The sequence below is a fragment of the Frankia canadensis genome (assembly GCF_900197875.1).
GTDB classification, from domain to species: domain Bacteria; phylum Actinomycetota; class Actinomycetes; order Frankiales; family Frankiaceae; genus Frankia; species Frankia canadensis.
The window spans coordinates 1-2,590 of the sequence record NZ_FZMO01000354.1; the positions used below are offsets into that span (position 1 = coordinate 1).

The following is a 2,590-nucleotide window of genomic DNA, read 5'->3' on the forward strand; positions in this document are numbered from 1 at the left end:
CAGATCAGCCTGATCCCGCTTGCTCGCCAGGACCTCGACCGGATGGTCGAGCTGGTCGAGAAGTACAGCGACTCAGGCTCTGGAACCCAGCCCGGTTTCGATGCCATCTTTAAAATCTCGACACGTCGGACAGCAGTCGTCTCCCTGACCCCTACCTGACGCATCACGTGCGCCTTTTCCCTCATCGCTCACCACGACGGTCTTCAGCCAACGCAGCAGAGGGCGGTTTGAAGCCTCCCCCCGAAGGGCGGCTCCGGAGGGCCTGCAATCCTCCATCTTTCGTACAGCACCGCTGTCGATCACTCGGCTAGCAAGCAACCTTCAGCGTTCGTGGCACACCGGCTTTTGAGAGGAACTCACGCTCCATCCGGAGTTCCCGGTTCTCCTTTTCCAGCTCACGGAGCCGGGCACGCTCGGACATGGTCAGCGGCTCGTCCTCGGTCTGGTGCGCGCGCCGCCAAGTCGCCACCCAGCTTCCCAACGTGCCCTCGTTGATACCCAGGTCCTTCGCGACCGCCGAGACCGGCCGGCCCGAGTCGATGACGAGTTTCACCGCCTCATTCTTATATTCGGTCGTGAACCGCCTCCGCGACTGACTCACTGATCTCCTCCGTCCACGGATCAATTATCGCACAGGGATCACTGTCCGAAGAACGGGTACCAGCTCAGTGTCCACCACGATCTTGTCCATTGGCACCTCCGAGCGGCGTGAACGCCTGCAACTCTCACTGACGATGGCCAGAACATAACACCATCAAATGGCGAGGAGAGAACCCTGAAGGTTCAATCTCTTTGCCAAGGAGAATTATTGCGATCTTCAAGGGCCCGCGGGCCCGACCCGCGATGGCCTGGCTGTGGCACGATGAGGCCAGGCCACCACCTGGCAGCCCCACGAGGAGATCGCGCGCATGCAGACAGGCCGGATCGGTATCTGGTCGATGGACCTGGAACGCCAGCCGCTGGCCGCGGCCCGCCAGGCCGTGGCGGAGCTGGACGAGCTGGGGTTCCCCACGCTGTGGATCCCGGAGGCCGTGGGCAAGGAGGTCATGAGCCACGCGGCCCTGCTGCTGACCGCGTCCGACCGGATCATCGTCGCCACCGGGATCGCGAACCTGTGGGCCCGCGACGCGACGGCGATGGCCAACGCGCAGCGCACCCTCACCGAGGGATTCCCCGAGCGGTTCCTGCTCGGCGTCGGCGTCAGCCACGGCCCGACGGTCGCGAACCGCGGGCACGCCCAGACCAGTCCGCTGCAGGCCACCCGCGAGTACCTCGCGGCGATGGACGCCGCCGTCTACGCGGGCGCATCCACCGACGCCCCGCTGCGCCGGGTGCTGGCCGCCCTCGGCCCGCGGATGCTCGATCTCGCCGCCGAGCTCACCGCGGGCGCGCACACCTACACCGTCCCGGTAGAGCACACCGCCGTGGCCCGCAAGCGCCTCGGCGAGGGGCCGCTACTCATCCCGGAGCAGAAGGTCGTGCTGGTCAGCGACCCGAGCGAGGCTCGGCGCATCGCCCGGCGCAACCTGGGCAGAGGGCTGCGGCTGCCGAACTACGCCAACAACCTGCGCCGCCTCGGCTTCACCGACGACGACTTGGCCGAGCGGGGCAGCGACCGGCTCATCGACGCGCTCGTCGCCTGGGGCGACCTCGACGCCGTCCGCCGCCGAGTGGACGAGCACCTCGACGCGGGGGCGGACCACGTCGCGCTGCAGGTGCTCGTCGAGGACCCGAAGGCGCTGCCGTTGCGGGAGTGGCGGGAACTTGCTGCGCTGCTCGACTGAGCCGCTGACCGACTGGGCGGCGTGCAGCCGCGGCTACCCGGGGGACCCTGGGGTGAAGGTCGCGGGCAGGGCGAGGGGCGAGTAGATCAGTGCCGCGTCGGGGTAGCGCTCGACCTCGCCAACGAGCTGGAAGTCCGGCAGGCGGCGCAGCACCTCCTCCAGGGTGATCCGAATCGTCGAGCAGGCGACGTTCGAGCCGAGGCAGCGGTGCAGGCCGACGCCGAAGGCCAGGTGCCGGTTGCCGGGACGGTCGGCGTCGATCGCCGCCGGGTCGGGGAAGACGGCCGGGTCCCGGTTGGCCGCCGCCCAGCCCACCAGCAGCCGGGCGCCCTTGGCGATGGGCACCCCGCCGACCTCGCCGTCGCGGGCGGCGGTGCGGGCGAGCAGCTGCAGCGGCGCCTCGTAGCGCAGGAACTCCTCGACGGCGAACGGCAGCACCGCCGGGTCGGCGAGCAGCCGGGCGCGAAGCTCCGGGCGGCGGTCGATCTACGCGAGCGCGTTGCCGATGGCGGCCGAGGTGGTGTCGAGGCCGGCGACAACGTGAACGTGTAGGAGGCGGCCTCCTCGTCGGACAGCGACTGCATGAGCTTGCTGATGAGGTCGTCGGCGAAGCCGTCGGCGCGGCGCGCGGCCATCGCCTCGGTGATCCACTCGCTGATCCACATCACCGCCGGCAGGGCCTGCTCCAGGTCGCCCCCGGAGTGCAGCACCTGGTGCACGGTGTCGACGAACTCGGCCCAGCGGGTGGGTGGCGGTGCTGCCGACGAGCGGTGCGCTGGCGACGTACGGATCACAGTCAAAGGGTT

Annotated in this window: 3 protein-coding genes and 1 pseudogene; 2 read left to right on the plus strand and 2 right to left on the minus strand. The window is 69.1% G+C overall.

Translation table 11 applies throughout. The features are described 5' to 3' along the window. Positions 1 to 340: 340 nt before the first annotated feature. Positions 341 to 601 (minus strand): annotated as a pseudogene (locus C1A33_RS23470) (transposase); the annotation flags it as partial. Between the two features lie 307 nt (positions 602 to 908). On the opposite strand from C1A33_RS23470, the gene C1A33_RS23475 reads away from it, so the two are divergent. Continuing rightward, entirely contained in the window at positions 909 to 1,784 is an 876-nt protein-coding gene (locus tag C1A33_RS23475) for an LLM class F420-dependent oxidoreductase (RefSeq protein ID WP_101833518.1), read from the plus strand. 33 nt (positions 1,785 to 1,817) lie between these two features. Here the strand turns inward: C1A33_RS23475 and C1A33_RS23480 are convergent, their stop codons facing one another. Then, positions 1,818 to 2,222: a cytochrome P450 gene (locus C1A33_RS23480; RefSeq protein WP_165818557.1), complete on the minus strand. Its 405-nt coding sequence runs from the start codon at positions 2,220 to 2,222 to the stop codon at positions 1,818 to 1,820. A 156-nt stretch (positions 2,223 to 2,378) separates the two neighbouring features. On the opposite strand from C1A33_RS23480, the gene C1A33_RS35945 reads away from it, so the two are divergent. Beyond that, on the plus strand, positions 2,379 to 2,590 hold a 212-nt coding region (locus C1A33_RS35945; protein WP_207770459.1), incomplete at its 3' end, for a hypothetical protein.

What these genes read in the sequence shown, in the direction of transcription:
- C1A33_RS23475 (WP_101833518.1), top strand. Translation starts at nt 909, where the DNA reads ATGCAGACAGGCCGGATCGGTATCTGGTCGATGGACCTGGAACGCCAG.